Origin of the sequence: Streptomyces sp. NPDC047042, assembly GCF_040644035.1 — a bacterium.
In the GTDB taxonomy this organism is placed as follows: Bacteria; Actinomycetota; Actinomycetes; order Streptomycetales; family Streptomycetaceae; genus Streptomyces.
In genome coordinates this window covers 56,308-72,507 of record NZ_JBEYVP010000016.1, presented here as the reverse complement: position 1 = coordinate 72,507, position 16,200 = coordinate 56,308, and the positions used below count along the sequence as shown (strand labels likewise).

Annotated in this window: 3 protein-coding genes and 1 pseudogene; 3 read left to right on the top strand and 1 reads right to left on the bottom strand. The window is 72.8% G+C overall.

Going from position 1 to position 16,200, the window contains the following annotated elements; genetic code table 11:
* Positions 1-78: 78 nt before the first annotated feature.
* Positions 79-531: pseudogene (locus ABZ855_RS20010) on the bottom strand (MarR family transcriptional regulator); the annotation flags it as partial.
* A 153-nt stretch (positions 532-684) separates the two neighbouring features.
* Between ABZ855_RS20010 and ABZ855_RS20005 the strand changes: the two are divergent.
* From ABZ855_RS20005 to ABZ855_RS19995, 3 genes are all read left to right on the top strand, one after another.
* Entirely contained in the window at positions 685-2,178 is a 1,494-nt protein-coding gene (locus tag ABZ855_RS20005; RefSeq protein WP_360808533.1) for an MFS transporter, read from the top strand.
* Positions 2,179-2,708: 530 nt separating this feature from the next.
* Entirely contained in the window at positions 2,709-10,439 is a 7,731-nt protein-coding gene (locus ABZ855_RS20000) for an SDR family NAD(P)-dependent oxidoreductase (RefSeq protein WP_360808531.1), read from the top strand.
* Between the two features lie 5 nt (positions 10,440-10,444).
* On the top strand, positions 10,445-16,138 hold the full coding sequence (locus ABZ855_RS19995; protein WP_360808529.1) for a beta-ketoacyl synthase N-terminal-like domain-containing protein: 5,694 nt from the start codon (positions 10,445-10,447) through the stop codon (positions 16,136-16,138).
* Positions 16,139-16,200: the final 62 nt, after the last annotated feature.

Genomic DNA, 16,200 nt, shown 5'->3' with positions numbered 1-16,200 from the left:
GGTTCACGCTTCAAGTGTGCGCGAGCGTTCACCGCTTGTCGGCGGCGTCGTCGGCGTCGGCGTCGGCGTCGTCGATCGGTCGCGCGGCCACGGCCGTCCGTCCAGTCGCTCCACGTCACGGTTGAGCCGGCTCAGATGGGCGGCGAAGTCGGCGACCTCCTCGGCCGTCCACTCGGTCATGATCTTGCCCAGGCCCACCCGGTTCTCCGCGCGGTCGGCTGCCAGCCGGCGCCGGCCCTCCTCCGTCATCGCGAACTTGCGCGCTATGCCCCCCTCGGGGTCGGGGATGCGTTCGACGATCCCCGCGCGGACCATCGCGGCGGTCTGCCGGTTGAGCGTGGACACGTCCAGGCCGAACGCGGCGCTGAGCTGGCCGATGGACATCGGCCCTTCCGCCTCGATGCGGCTGAGGACGATGTACGCGCTGCGGTCGAGCCGTCCCACCATGCCCCGCGAGGTGGGTGAGAGCAGGTGCATGTACCGCCCGAGGAGCATCATCTCGAACTCGATCCGATCAACGGGTTTGTCCATGGGCTCGTCCATGCAGCTGCTTCCTCCGGCTCCTGAAGGGCCTCCCCTCGGCGGGCCCCCTGCCAAGTTAATGCTTTCCGTGGGGATGTGCATGATGCACTTCTTGTGTATCGTGCACATCGCGTCGTCTTCATCCTCCGAGGGAGCAACCCAGTGGACAGTTCCAAGCCCGACTCCGGCCCCGGCTCAGGCTCAGGCCCCGGCTCCAGCAGGGTCGTCGGCATCCTCGCCTTCGCCGGCATCGTGGCCGCGATCACGCAGACCCTCGTGGTCCCGCTGATCGGGGAGCTGCCGAGCATCCTCGACACCTCCGCCTCGAACGCCTCCTGGGTGGTCACCGCCACCCTGCTGGCCGCGGCGGTCGTGACCCCGGTCGCCGGCCGGCTCGGCGACATGTACGGCAAGAAGCGCATGCTGCTCGCCTCGCTCGTGCCGCTCATCCTGGGCTCGGTCGTCTGCGCGCTCTCCTCCTCCGTGCTCCCGATGATCGCCGGGCGCGGACTCCAGGGCATGGGCATGGGCGTCGTACCCCTGGGCATCAGCCTGCTGCGGGACGTCGTACCGGCGGAGAAGCTGGGTTCGTCGATCGCGATCATGAGTGCGTCCATGGGGGTCGGCGGCGCCCTCGGGCTGCCGTTCTCCGCGGCGATCGCCGAGAACGCCAGCTGGCGGGTGCTGTTCTGGGTCGTGGCCGCGCTGTCCCTCGCCGTCGCCGCGCTGATCTCCCTCTTCGTGCCCGCCGGGCGTGAGAACACCGCCGCCGGGCGCTTCGACCTGCTCGGCGCGATCGGACTCGGCACCGCGCTGATCTGCCTCCTGCTCGCCGTGTCGAAGGGTGCCGACTGGGGCTGGGGCAGCGGTACCACCCTCGGGCTGTTCGCCGTCGCCGTGGTCGTGCTGCTGGCCTGGGGCCGGTGGGAGCTGCGCAGCGCCGAGCCGCTGGTCGACCTGCGGGTGACCGCCCGTCCCCAGGTGCTGATGACCAACGCGGCCTCGATCCTCGTCGGGTTCGCGATGTACGCGCAGTCCCTGGTCATCCCCCAGCTGATGCAGCTGCCCAAGGAGACCGGTTACGGGCTCGGCGAGTCCATGCTCGCCATGGGGCTGTGGATGGCTCCGGCCGGCCTGATGATGATGGTCATGTCGCCGCTCGGCGCGATGCTCTCCGCCAAGTCCGGCCCCAGGATCACGCTCTCCGTCGGCAGCCTGGTCATCGCCGTCGGGTACGGCATCTCCCTGCCGCTCGTCGGCTCCGGCTCCACCTGGGGCCTGCTCGCGGTGACCATCGTCTGCAACACGGGTGTCGGCTTCGCCTACGGCGCCATGCCCGCGCTGATCATGGGCGCGGTTCCGCAGTCCGAGACCGCCTCCGCCAACAGCTTCAACACCCTGATGCGTTCGATCGGCAGCTCGGTCTCGGCCGCCGTCATCGGCGTCGTCCTGGCCCAGATGACCACCGACTTCGGCGGCTTCGCGCTGCCCTCCGAGGCCGGATTCCGGTCCGCCATGATGATCGGCTGCGGTGTCGGTCTCGCCGCGGCGGTGGTCGCCTTCCTCATTCCGGTGCGCCCGGCGGGGGCCGCGTCGGCCGTGGAGGCGGAGGTCGCCTCGGGGGACGCCCCCGACGTGTCCGAGGTGAAGGCCTGACCGTCTTCGCGACGAGCCGACCTCCCCGGGTTTCCGCCGGGGAGGTCGGCTCGTTCTGTTGTGTCCTGCCTCTTGTCCTGTCGCGGAAGGGCGCGTGAAAGTAGGGGGTCTGTCAGTCTCGCCCATCGGGCGCCTTTGGCCGTGCCGAAGGGCGTCCCACGCATGGCCCGATTCGGCCGCCGGGGCGTCGACATGAGGAATTTACAAGGTTTACTTCGTCCGCCGACGGTGTTTCCGAGGCGTGAGGCGGAAGTGAATTCAACCCGGTATCCGGCAACTCCCTGACGCCCGGAGGCGGTCGCCGGGGGCTGCGGTGACGTCGCGACTGAATGGAATTGGACGGTTTTTCGCGAATTGGGTGGCTGGTCGGTGCTGGCCGAATGGAATCGGCCGCTTACGGAATGTTCCACGCCATGTTGACTCGCGAGTAATGTCGGCGCTAGCTTCCCGGTGGTTTCCCCCTGAGGTGAAGTGCTTCCGCGCCACACAAAACCCCCACCGTGCAGTTTCACCGAATATTTCGGAGAATCATGACGTCTGCCGTGCGCGCCGTAGACATGATCATCGGAGTCACCCCTTTTTGTGAGCCCGACGCCCGGCTCGCCACCGCCGTAAGCCGGGCGGGCGCCCTGGGAGTACTCGACCTGGGCCTCGGTGACCGCAGAGCGAGAGACGCCCTGGCGAGGATGCGCCGCCTCGCCGCCCGCGCTCCCGCCTCCGCCACCACCCCCGGCTTCCGCTACGGCGTACGAATCGACCCTCGCTGCCGACTCACCCCCGCTGACCTGGCCGGCGACGACGGCCCGGACACGCTGATCCTGGCCGCCGACGCCCCCAGTGCCCCCGACACCCTCTGGTCGGTCCCCGACCTCGCCGCCCGCCACCGCGTCCTCGTCGAGGTCACCGACCTGGCGGAGGCCCTCGCCGCAGTCCGCGCCGGTGCGCACGGGCTGATCGCCCGGGGCAGTGACGGCGGAGGCCGGATCGGCGAGCTCAGCACCTTCGTCCTGCTGCAACGGCTCCTCGCCGACCCCGGCATCGAACTGCCCGTCTGGGCCCGTGGCGGCATCGGCCCCCGTACGGCCGCCGCCGCTGTCGCCGGGGGAGCCGCGGGCGTCGTCCTCGACAGCCAACTCGCCCTGCTCGCCGAGTCGTCGCTGCCGGAGGCGACCGCTGCCGCGCTGCGCTCGATGGACGGCTCGGAGACCGTCGTCGTGGCCGGCCACCGCGTACTGCACCGGCGTGGCCCCGACGCCCCGCCCCTCCCGGCCGGGGATCCGGCGGCGGTCGCGGCGCTGCTCGGCGCCCAGGACCCGCGCACCCAGCTCCTCCCGGTCGGCCAGGACGGCTTCCTCGCCGCCCGCTTCGCCGACCGCTGGGGCGACACCGCCCGCACGGTCCACGCCCTCACCGACGCGGTACGGGATGTCGTACGGGATGTCGTACGGGGTGACGGGACCGTACGTGCGTTGCGCGCCGGCTCCCCGATGAGCCGGGCCCTCGGCACCCAACTCCCCGTCGCGCAGGGCCCGATGACCCGCGTCAGCGACCAGGCACGGTTCGCGGCGGCCGTCGCCGGGAGCGGCGCGCTGCCGTTCGTCGCGCTGGCCCTCGCCACCGGCGAGCAGACCCGGACCATGCTGGCCGAGACCCGGGAAGCCGTCGGGGACGACCGGCCCTGGGGTGTCGGCGTCCTCGGGTTCGCGCCCGAGGAACTGCGCAACGCCCAGCTCGAAGCCGTACGGGAGCTGCGGCCCACGCACGCCGTCATCGCGGGCGGCAGGCCCGCCCAGGCCGAGGCGCTGGAGCGGGCCGGAATCAGCACCTTCCTGCACGTGCCGTCGCCGGGTCTGCTGAGGCAGTTCCTGGAGGCCGGGTCCCGCCGGTTCGTGTTCGAGGGGTCCGAGTGCGGCGGGCATGTCGGACCGCGCGGCAGCTTTCCCCTCTGGGAGGCCCAACTCGCCGTCATTGACGACTACTTGGCCGGAGCTGGAGCCCCGGACAGTGAAGCCGAGCGGATCGAGGTGTTCTTCGCGGGCGGGGTCCATGACGAGCGGTCGGCCGCGATGGTCGCCGCCCTCGCCGCTCCGCTGATCGCGCGCGGTGGGTCCGTCGGGGTGCTGATGGGCACCGCCTATCTGTTCACCGAGGAGGCCGTGGCCTGCGGGGCGGTCCAGCCGCTCTTCCAGCGCCAGGTCGTCGACGCGACCAGCACCGCGCTGCTGGAGACGGCACCCGGTCATGCCACCCGGTGCGTACCCAGCCCGTTCAGCGACAACTACCGTGCGTTCGAGGCGGAGTTGAGGGCGGGCGGGGTGCCCGAGCGGCGGATCTGGGAGGAGCTGGAGCGGCTCAACATCGGGCGGCTGCGGATCGCCAGCAAGGGCATCGAGCGGGACTCCCAGGGCGAGTTGACGGCCGTGGACGAGCAACGGCAGCTCGCCGAGGGCATGTTCATGGCCGGGGAAGTGGCTGTACTGCGCTCGGCGACCACGACCATCGACGCCCTGCACCACTCCGTCGCCGACGGCGCCGCCGACTTCCTCACCGGGCGGGCGGAACGGCTGCGGGAGCAGCTCGGTGTGCTGCCGCCCGAGGAGGCCCCGGCGCCCGCGCCCCTCGATGTCGCCGTCGTGGGCATGGCCTGCATGTTCCCGGACGCCCCCGACCTCGCCTCCTTCTGGGCGAACGTCGTCGGCGGTCACGACGCGGTGGGGGAGGTACCGGCCGACCGCTGGGACCCCGCCGTGCACTACTCGGAGGCGGACGGGGACGGTGGCGTCACGCCGTCCAAGTGGGGCGGCTTCCTGCCCCGCATCCCCTTCGACCCGCTGTCGTACGGCATTCCGCCCACCTCGCTCGGCAGCATCGAGCCCGTCCAGCTGCTGGCCCTCGAAGCCGCCCGGCGAGCCCTGGCGCACGCCGGATACGGGGACCGGGGGCGGGAGTTCGACCGCTCGCGCACCTCGGTCGTCTTCGGCGCGGAGGCGGGCAGCGATCTGTCCAACGCGGGCACGCTCAGAGCCGTACTGCCCTCCTACTACGGCAAGGTGCCCGACGGGCTCGCGGACCAGCTGCCCAGGCTGACCGAGGACTCCTTCCCCGGGATGCTCTCCAACGTCATCTCCGGCCGGATCGCCAACCGGCTCGACCTCGGCGGCGCCAACTACACCGTCGACGCCGCGTGCGCCTCGTCCCTGGCCGCCGTCGACGTGGCCTGCAAGGAACTGGTGGGCGGGACCAGCGACGTCGTGCTGTGCGGCGGCGCCGATCTGCACAACGGCATCAACGACTACGTCCTCTTCTCCTCCGTGCACGCCCTGTCCCCGACCGGGCGCTCCCGCGCCTTCGACAGCTCGGCCGACGGGATCGCGCTGGGGGAGGGGGTCGCGTGCGTCGTCCTGAAGCGGCTGGCGGACGCCGAGCGCGACGGCGACCGGATCTACGGTGTCATCAAGGGCGTCGGCAGTTCCAGCGACGGACGCTCGCTCGGGCTGACGGCTCCCCGGCCGGAGGGGCAACGGACGGCGCTGCGGCGGGCGTACCGCAACGCCGGGGTGTCACCCGCCGAGGTCGGGCTGGTCGAGGCGCACGGCACGGGAACCGTGGTCGGCGACCGCACCGAACTGACCATCCTGAGCGAGGTGTTCAGCGGGGCCGGGGCCAAACCGGGTGCGGTCGCACTCGGTTCGGTCAAGTCGCAGATCGGGCACACCAAGTGCGCCGCCGGCCTTGCCGGGCTCATCAAGACCGTGCTGGCCCTGCACACCGGGGTCAAGCCGCCCACCCTGCACGTCAGCGAGCCCAACTCCGCCTGGGAGGAGGGCAGTAGCCCGTTCGTGTTCCACGGGCAGGCGCGGCCCTGGGCGACACCTGCGCACGAACGCGTCGCGGGCGTCAGCGCGTTCGGCTTCGGCGGGACCAACTTCCATGTGGTGCTGGGTGCCTATGCCGACTCCGCCGCGCCCGCGCACACGCTCGACACCTGGCCCGCCGAGCTGTTCACCTTCCGGGCCGCCGATCCGGCGGGGGCGCGGCGGGCCATCGAGGACGTGCTGAAGGCGGCGCAGGACGAGGAGTCGTCCTGGAGGCTGCGCGATCTGGCGCTCGCCGCCTCGCGCCGCTCCGACGCCCGGCACGAGCCCGTGCAGGTCGCGGTCGTGGCGACGGACCCGGCGGGGCTCGTAGGGCAGCTGCGACGCGCGCTGGCGGGGGAGCACGATCCGCGCGCGGGGGTCCATCTCGCACAGGGGCAGCAGGGGCGGCAGGGGCAGCAGGGCCGGCAGGGCCGGCAGGGCCAGCCGAGCCCGCAGAGCCCGCAGGGTCAGCAGAGCCCGCAGAGCCCGCAGGGTCAGCAGAGCCCGCAGGGTCAGCCGAACCCGCAGAGCCCGCAGAGCCCGCAGGGTCAGCAGGGTCAGCAGAGCCCGCAGGGTCAGCAGGACCAGCCGAACCCGCAAAGCCCACAGAGCCCGCAGGGTCAGCAGAGCCCGCAGGGCCAGCAGGACCAGCCGAACCCGCAGAGCCCGCAGGGCCAGCAGGGCCAGCAGGACCAGCCGAACCCCCAGAGCCCGCAGGGTCAGCAGAGCCCGCAGAGCCAGTGGAACCAGCAGGGGCAGCGCCACCAAGAGCCCGGGCGTGAGCCCGGACAGGAGCTGTCGGGCCAGGTCGCCTTCCTCTTCCCCGGGCAGGGCAGTCAGCGGACCGGGATGCTCGCCGATGTGTTCGTCGCGTTCCCCGAACTCCAGTACTACCTGGAGCTCGGCCGCGACCACGCCGACGTCCTCTACCCGCCCACCCCCTTCGACAACGCCACCCGCGACCGCCAACACACCGCCCTCACCGACACCCGGGTCGCCCAGCCCGCCCTGGGCATCGCCGGGCTCGCCGCACACGCCCTGCTCACCACGGCCGGCGTACGCCCGGACATGGCCGTCGGGCACAGCTACGGCGAACTCGTCGCCCTCAGCGCGGCCGGCGCCCTCGACCCGGAGACCCTCATCGCGCTGAGCGCACAGCGCGCGACCGCGATCCTCTCGGCCGCCGGTGACGCGGGCGGCGACGACCCGGGCACCATGGCGGCGGTGTCGGCGGGCGCCGAGGACGTCACGGCGGCCCTGCGCACAGCAGGCGCGCCCGCCTCGGTAGTCGTCGCCAACCACAACTCGCCCACACAGACGGTGATTTCGGGACCGACAGAGGCGGTCGACGAGGCCGTACGGCTGCTGCGCGCGGCCGGGCTGGGCGCGAAGCGCATCCCCGTCGCCTGCGCCTTCCACAGCCCGCTTGTCGCCGGGGCGGGTGAACGGTTCGCGGAGTCCCTGGCCCAACATCCCGTGCACGCACCCGAGTTCGCGGTCTGGTCGAACCGTACGGCAGCCCCGTACGCCGTCGACGCGGATGCGGTGCGCGCCGAACTCGCCGCCCAGATCGGCGCCCCCGTCGGCTTCGTCGCCCAGATCGAGGCCATGTACGAGGCGGGCGCCCGGATCTTCGTCGAGGCAGGCCCCGGGTCCGTACTGACCCGGCTGGTCGGCCAGATCCTCGGCGACCGCCCGCACCGCACGGTCGCCTGCGAACCGCGGCCCGACAGTGGACTGCGCGGCTGGCTGGACGCACTCGCCCAACTGGCCGTCGCGGGGCTGCCGGTGCGCACCGGATGGCTCTTCCACGGGCGGGACGCCGTCGACGCGACCCGCACCAAGGCACCCAAGCGCCCCGGCTGGACGGTCGACGGCCACCTGGTCCGCACCGCCGCCGGCGACCTCCTCCCCGGTGCCCTGGCACCGGCCCGACGCGTAGCGGAGACGACGCCAGTGACCGCGAATCACCAGGACGCCACCCCGGGCACGGACGGCAGGGACGCGCTGATCTCCGAGTTCCTGCGCACCAGCCGCGAGATGGTCGCCGCCCAACGGGACGTACTCCTCACGTACTTCGGCGCGACGCCGGGGCAGTGGATACCCGGACCGGCGGCGACGGGGGAGCCCCTGGGGGTCGCGCAGCCGCACCCTCAGGTTCAGCAGGCCGAGCCTGTCCCCGCCCCCGCCCCGGCTGCCGTGGGGTTCTCGGAGGCGGATGTGTTGGGAGTGGTGCTGGAGATCATCAGTGAGCGGACCGGTTATCCGGTCGACATGATCGAGCCGGATCTTGATCTGGAAGCGGATCTGAGTGTCGACTCGATCAAGCGGGCTGAGATCGCTGGCGAGTTGGCGCAGCGGCTCGGTGTCGGGGGTGGTGGTGACCTCACCGTCCTCGACGATGCCGAGTTGGAGGAGCTGGCCAGGGCGCGTACTGCCGCCTCGGTGACGGCATGGCTCGCGGCGCGGTTGGCGACGGCCGTGCCTGCGGCTGCGCCTGAAACGGCTCCCGCCCCGGCTGCCGTGGGGCTCACGGAGGCGGATGTCCTGGCGGTGGTGCTGGAGATCATCGGTGAGCGGACCGGATACCCCGTGGACATGATCGAGCCGGATCTTGATCTGGAAGCGGATCTCAGTATCGACTCGATCAAGCGGGTGGAAATCGCCGGTGAGTTGGCGCAGCGGTTCGGGGTCGGGGTCGGCGGCGACGCCACTGTCCTCGATGACGCTGAGCTGGAGGATCTGGCCAAGGCCCGTACGGCGGCCTCGGTGACGGCGTGGCTCGCGGCGCGGCTTGCCGGGCCGACCGGAACCGATCAACAGCCGACGACCCCACCGCGGCCCCTACGGCCGGACGCTGCCGACGTGCCGTCGGAAGTCACCGGCGAGGCACCGAAGCGCTTCCAGTCGCGGCCCGTCCTGCTGGAGCAACAGGACCAGAACGCGACCGGCGACCCCGCCGCCGTCCTGGCCGGCAAGCGGTTCGCGCTCCTCGGCGACGACGACGCCGGTGAGGTGGCCCGCGAGGTCGTGGCGAGGCTCGCCGGGCATGGCGCCGACGCGGTGGTATTCGGGCCCGAGCAGCTGCTTACCGGGGCGGAGGGGCCGATCGACGGGGTGCTGTATCTCGATCCGCTGGCCGTGTCCCGGCCGCCGGTGCTGCCCGACGCGTTCCCCGTCCTCAAGGCTGCCCTCGGACTCGGCCCGCGATGGCTGTTCGCGGTACGCGCGGTCACGGAAGGCGGCCCGGACGGCGCCGAGTTGAGATCGGCGGGCCTGCACGGGCTCTTCCGGACCGTCGTCCGGGAGTACCCGGAGACGGACGCGCGGATCATCGACCTCGCCGCCTCCGAGGCGGGTTCCTCCGAGACGGGTGCCGCTGCTGTCGCCGACGCGCTGCTCGGCGAGCTGCTCGCCTCCGACCGCACCCCGGTGGTCCTGCGAACGCCCGCCGGACGTCACGGACTTGAGCTGGTCGAGACTCCGCTGGGCGCCCTCGGTACCACCGGTGCCGGACCCGCCGGGGACGGTGCCGCGGAGGCCGCCGCCCTCGGGCTGGACCGGGACAGTGTGGTGCTGCTCGTCGGCGGGGCGCGAGGCATCACCGCGAAGTTCGCCGCGGCACTGGCGTCCGCCTCCCGTTGCCGGATCGAACTGCTCGGCCGGACACCCGCACCCGACGGACCGGAGGCCCCGGACACGGCGTCCGCCCACACCCGGACCGAACTCCGCGCGGCCCTCGCCGCCCGGGGCGGACTCACCCCCGCCGCGATAAGCCGCGAGGCCGAACTCCTCCTCGCCCAGCGGGAGATCACAGCCACCCTCGAGGAACTCACGGCCCTCGGCAGCCCGGCCCGCTACCACTCCGTCGACTTCAGGGAGCAGGACGCGGCCCTCCAGGCCGTGAAGGAGATCCACGCCGAACACGGCCGCCTCGACGGGGTCGTCTACGCGGCCGGGGTGATCGAGGACCGGCTCATCGCCGAGAAGACCACCGAGTCGTTCCAGCGTGTGTACGGGACGAAGACCACCGGCGCCGAAACACTGCTCGCGGCGTTGGAGCAGCTCCCCAACAGCCCTGCTTTCGCCGTCCTGTTCGGCAGCATCTCGGCCGTGCTCGGCAACCGGGGCCAGGTCGACTACGCCGCCGCCAACGACGCCCTCCAAAGCCTCGGCGCCGCCTGGGCGGCCCGGACGGGACAGCGGGCCCTGACCGTGCACTGGGGACCGTGGGCGCCGACCGGCGGCCACACCGGCATGGTGACCCCCGAACTCGGGCGCGAGTACGCCCGGCGCGGGATCAGGCTCATCGACCCCGAGGAGGGCACGGCCGCGCTGCTCCGGGAACTGGCCTGGGGCGAGGAGTCGGCGGGCGCCGTCGTCTACACGTCGTCGGGCTGGTGACGGACATGACAGACATGACGGACCATCAAGCAGATCGTCGGCCAACAGCCCTGCCGGTGGCCATCGTCGGCATGTCGGTGCTGATGCCCGGCGCCGCCGACCTCGACGCCTACTGGCGGAACCTGCTCGCCGGCACGGACGCCATCACCGAGGTACCGGACGGGCGTTGGGACGCGGACGCCTACTACCGGCCGGACTCCGCCGGTGAGCGTGCCGTCGCCGACCAGGTGTACTGCCGGCGCGGAGGGTTCGTGGACGGGCTGGCGGAGGTCGAGGTGACCCGGTTCGGGATCATGCCGAACTCCGTGTCCGGCACCGAACCCGACCAGCTCATCGCCCTCAACGTGGCAGCCGCCGCCGTCGCCGACGCGGGCGGCGACGACCGCCTCCCCGACCGGCACCGCATCGGCGTCGTCCTCGGCCGGGGCGGCTACCTCACCCCCGGACTCGTCCGGCTCGACCAGCGGGTCCGTACCGCCGGTCAACTCGTCCGGACACTGGGGGAGTTGCTGCCGGACCTGGATTCCGGCCAACTCGACCGGGTCCGTACGGCGTTCACCGAGCGGCTCGGTCCCGACAGCCCCGAGTCGGCGATTGGACTCGTCCCCAACCTGGCCGCGTCCAGGGTCGCCAACCGCCTCGACTTGCGCGGACCGGCGTACACCGTGGACGCCGCCTGTGCCTCCTCGCTGGTGGCCGTGGACCAGGCGGTGAACGAACTGGCGTCCGGGCGCTGCGACTTGATGCTCGCCGGGGGAGTCCATCACTGCCACGACATCACCCTGTGGAGCGTCTTCTCGCAGCTGCGCGCCCTCTCGCCCAGCCAGCGCATCCGGCCCTTCCACCGGGACGCCGACGGTGTCCTGATCGGTGAGGGCACCGGCGTGGTCGTCCTCAAGCGCCTCGCGGACGCCGAGCGCGACGGCGACAGGATCTACGCCGTCATCCGGGGCACCGGTGTGGCCAGTGACGGCCGCGTCGCCGGACTCGTCAGCCCCGACCCCGGCGGCCAGACCCACGCCGTACGCCAGGCCTGGCGGGCCGCCGGACTCGACCCCACCCAGCCAGGCTCGGTCGGCCTCCTCGAGGCCCACGGCACGGCGACCCCCGCCGGTGACGCCGCCGAACTGGCCACGCTGACCGAGGTGTTCGGGCCCAGGGAGAGCGACGAGGCGGGGGGCGCCGGTCCGGCGGTGATCGGCTCCGTGAAGTCGATGATCGGGCACACCATGCCCGCCGCCGGGGTCGCGGGCCTGGTCAAGGCCGCCCTCGCCGTCCATCACGGCATGCTGCTGCCCACCCTCCACTGCGAGGACCCGCACCCGGCCCTCGCGGCCACGCGGTTCCGCCCGCTGGACCGGGCGGTGCCCTGGGAGACGACGGACGGGCAGCCCGTACGGCGGGCGGCGGTCAACGCGTTCGGGTTCGGCGGGATCAACGCGCATGTGGTGCTGGAGGAGGCGCCGGGAGCGCGTCCAACGAGGCCGGCCTCCGCGAGGTCTTTTCCAGCACCCGTCGTCAGCGTCGTCGAACCGGAGCGCGTCCTGCTGCTCGCCGCCGACACCCCCGAGAGCCTCGCCGCCCTCCTCGACGCCGACGACACGGCCGTACTCGCCGCCGGTCTCGACGCGACCCGTACGCATCCGCAGGCCGGGCGTACCCGGCTCGGCATCGTCGACCCGACCGCGAAGCGGCTCACCCTGGCGCGCCGGGCGGTCACCAAGGGGCGGGCGTGGCACGGCCGTAGCGACGTCTGGTTCCGCCCGGAGCCGCTACGGGCGGATGCGGCAGGTGAGTTGGGCGGGCTGGCCTTCGTCTTCCCCGGCCTCGAAGGCGACTTCGAACCCCGTGTCGACGACATCGCCGCCCACTTCGGTCTGGACGACGTGCTCCCGGCCGGTGAACGGGCCGAGGTCGGGGACGTGGGCCGGCACGGGTTCGGGGTCGTCGGGGTCGGGTTGCTCCTCGACCGGGCGCTGCGCCGCATGGGCGTCGTCCCGGACGCGGTCGCCGGACACAGCGTCGGCGAATGGACGGCGATGACGGCCGCCGGGCTGTACGACCAGGACGAGGTCGGCGCCTTCATGGCCACGTTCGACCCCGACACGGTGACCGTGCCGGGGCTGGCGTTCGGGGCGCTCGGCGCACCCGCCGAACGGGTCGTGGCGACGCTGGCCGAGGAGGGCTGGGCGGACGCGGGCATCGTGCTCTCGCACGACAACTCGCCGGGCCAGTCGATGGTGTGCGGCCCGGCCGCGGCGGTCGAGGGGTTCGTCCGGGCGTTCCGTGCCCGGGGTGTGCTCAGCCAGGTGCTGCCCTTCCAGTCCGGCTTCCACACCCCGATGCTGGCGCCCTACCTGGCGCCGATCGAGCAGGCCGCGCGCCGTTTCCGGCTCCGGCCGCCGACGGTTCCGGTCTGGTCGGGGACCACGGCGGCGCCCTTCCCGGCGGGCGAGCCGGAGGTGCGTGAGCTGTTCGTACGGCATCTGCTGGAGCCGGTGCGGTTCCGGCAACTGGTCGAGGCGATGTACGCGGCGGGCCACCGCACCTTCATCCAGGCCGGCACCGGCCAACTGGGCTCCCTCATCGACGACACGCTGTCGGGCCGGGACCACCTGGTCGTCGCGGCGAACTCCCCGCACCGGGATGGTCTGTCCCAACTCCGCCGCGTGGCAACGGCGTTGTGGACAACGGGAAGAGAGACGGCGCCGGCACTGCCGTCGCCGACAGCCAGCAAGGCCACCCATCGCGCCACCTCAGGCATCCCCACATCCCGGGCCGCCGGTGCCCTTACCGCAGGTGCTGCGGCTTCCGGGGCCGCTGCTCTCTGCGCCGCTGGTCCCCGTGACGCCGGTGCTTCCGCGTCCCGGGCCGCCGGTGCTCTTACCGCAGGTGCTGCGGCTTCCGGGGCCGCTGATCTCCGCGTCGCTGGTTCCGCTGGCGCTGGTGTTTCCGCGTCCCGGGCCGCCGGTGCCCTTACCGCAGGTGCTGCGGCTTCCGGGGCCGCTGATCTCCGCGTCGCTGGTTCCGCTGGCGCTGGTGTTTCCGCGTCCCGGGCCGCCGGTCCCCTTACCGCGGGCGTTGCCGCTTCCGAGGCGGCTGCTCTCTGCGCCCCTGGTGCTCATGCCGCCGACGACTCCGAGTCCCGGCCCCCGGGCTCCCCCCTCGGCGGTCCCCATGGCGCCGTCGGCTCCGCGTCCCGGGACTCCGGCCCCCTTACCGGCGGTGCTTCCGCTCCCGGGGCCGCCGGTTCCGATGGCGTCGGGGATTCGGAGTCGCACGACGCCGGTTCTCGGGGCGCCGTTGGCTCCGCGCCCAGGGCTTCTGGTCTCCGCGCCGCCGGTCCCCCCGCCGACGACGACTCAGCACCCCACCTCGCCGGTTCCCGCGCCGCCGGTCCCTCCGACCGCTCCACGGAACCGGGCCGTGCGACGGCCCCCGTGCGGAGGGGTCGGCCGTCCGGCCTGCCGCCGGTCCGTCTCGACCTGGGCGGCGCTCTAGTATCCCTCGACGAACAGACGCTCACCCGACTGCGCGCGGAGCTGAGTCCGGAGCGGCGCCTCGCCGGGCGTGCGGCCACCTCACCGCAGGTTGTCGCCGCGCTGCCGCCGGGCACCGTTCCGTCGTCCGGCACCGTCCAACGGCGGCGTGCACCAGGGGTGTTGGGTGTCATGGAGGACTCCGGCACCACAGAGCCGACCTCTTCACTGGACCTACTGGCCGCCCGTTTCCCCGTCGCCGCCGAACTGGGTGCCCTGCTGCGGGAGACGGCGGACACCGCAGCCGAAGTGATCGGCGCGGGTCGCCGCCGGCCGGGTTCCGCCGGGGCCTACGCAGGCGCCGACGCACAGGATCCGGGCGCCCCCGCAAGACGCACCGGCCCGGCCGCCCCGCCCGCCACAACCCAGGCCGCCGCCCCACCCCCCTGGCGCACCACGGTCCACGTATCCCCGGACACCATGCCGTACCTCCTCGACCACTGCTTCTTCCCGCAGCGTCCAGGCTGGCCGGACGTCTCCGACCGGTGGCCGGTCGTCCCGGCGACAACGATCGTGCAGCACATGCTGGAAGCGGCCGAGCAGGCAGCGTCCCAGCCTGCCCTCAGCCCCAGCGCTGCCCCCGACCCGCGCCTCCGACCCAGCCCCACTCCCGCCCCCGGCGACCGCCTCCACCCCGGCCCGGCCCCAGCACCCGGCCACCCCCGCGACCCCAACCCCACCCCCAGCCACCCCAACCCCCCTCACCCCCACCCAACACCCGTCACCCTCGCCATCCACAACGCCCGCTTCGAGCAGTGGCTCACCGCCACCCCGCCCCTCGATGTGGACGTCACAGTCACCCCCGTCCCCGGCGCCCCCACCCACCGTGCCGTCTCCTTCGGCCCCCGGGCCCGTGCCACCGTCGAACTCGCCGCCGCCTATCCGCCCCCGGCGACCCGTCCCACCCCCTGGCCCACCGACCCCACCACCGAAACCGAACGCATCCCCGACCACACCGCCGCCCAGCTCTACGCCGAGCGCTGGATGTTCCACGGCCCGGCGTTCCAAGGGGTCACCGAACTCACCGCGCTGGGCGAGGCGCACGTACGGGGAGTGATCACGACCCCGCCCGCGCCCGGCTCGCTTCTCGACAACGTCGGGCAGATCCTCGGGTACTGGATCATGGCGACACGCACCGAGCGGACGGTCGTGTTCCCGGTCGGAATGCGCGAGATGCGCTTCTACGGGCCGCACCCCGAACCAGGCACCGACGTCCACTGCTTCGTACGGATCACCTCGCTCACCGACACGCTCCTCGAGGCCGACGTCCAGCTGACCGTCGACGGCCAGGTATGGGCCGTACTGAACGGCTGGCAGGACCGCCGCTTCGACAACGACCCGCAGACCCGCCCGGTCGAACGCTTCCCCGAGCGCAACACCCTCTCCCAGGCCCGCCCGGGCGGCTGGGTCCTGCTCCACGAACGCTGGCCCGACCTCGCCTCGCGCGACCTCATCATGCGTAACTCCCTCGGCCGGGAGGAGCGTGCGCAGTACGAGCGGCACGCACCACGCGGTCGCCGGCAGTGGCTGCTCGGCCGGATCGCGGCCAAGGACGCCGTACGACGCCGGCTCTGGGACCGTGAGGGAGAAGGGGACGTGTTCCCGGCGGAGATCCGCGTGCACAACGACCCGACCGGGCGGCCGTACGTCACCGGCCTGCACGGCCGGACCCTCCCCCCGCTGGACATCTCCCTCGCCCACCGCGCCGAGGCGGCCGTGGCGATCGTACGACCGCACAGGCCCGGTTCCGCCCCCGGTTCCGCCCCCGGTTCCGCCCCCGGGCCCGGCATCGACATCGAGGAGGTCGTCGACCGCGACGCCGCGACCCTCGCCACCGTCCTCACCCCGTCCGAACTCGCCCTCCTCCGCGCCCGATCGTCCGCGACCGGCGACTCCGAGGCGCTCTGGTTCACCCGCTTCTGGGCCGCCAAGGAAGCGGTCGCGAAGGCGGAAGGCACCGGACTCGGCGGCCGGCCAAGGGACTTCACGGTACGGGAGGCCATGGACGAGGGCGCCACGCTCACTGTCTCCGGGCGACTCGCCCCCGACTACATCGTGCACTGCGAGCAGACAGGCAATCCCCCCGGACTGCCGACCAGACAGTACGTCGTGGCCTGGACCACCGGATCAGCCACAGAGGAAAGGGAGTTGGAGCGATGACCAGCCTCAACGTCAACGGCCACACGACTTCAAGGGCAACAGCAACAGCAACCGGAACCGCA